The 259-nt window shown below is 54.8% G+C and carries 1 rRNA gene; it reads left to right on the top strand.

The features are described 5' to 3' along the window. Window positions 1–259: ribosomal RNA gene (locus KI362_RS25410) — 23S ribosomal RNA — on the top strand; the annotation flags it as partial.

The raw sequence follows: 259 nt of genomic DNA, 5'->3' as shown, positions 1-259 counted from the left end.
GAGGGGGCCGCAGTGAAAAGGCCCAAGCGACTGTTTAGCAAAAACACAGGTCTGTGCGAAGCCGCAAGGCGAAGTATACGGGCTGACGCCTGCCCGGTGCTGGAAGGTTAAGGGGAGTGGTTAGGAGGTAACTCCGAAGCTATGAACTGAAGCCCCAGTAAACGGCGGCCGTAACTATAACGGTCCTAAGGTAGCGAAATTCCTTGTCAGGTAAATTCTGACCCGCACGAATGGCGTAACGACTTGGGCGCTGTCTCAA

Origin of the sequence: Paenibacillus apis, assembly GCF_018333295.1 — a bacterium.
In the GTDB taxonomy this organism is placed as follows: Bacteria; Bacillota; Bacilli; order Paenibacillales; family Paenibacillaceae; genus Fontibacillus; species Fontibacillus antibioticophila.
Note: the sequence above shows the minus strand (reverse complement) of the source record. Positions and strands in the feature narration are given on the sequence as shown.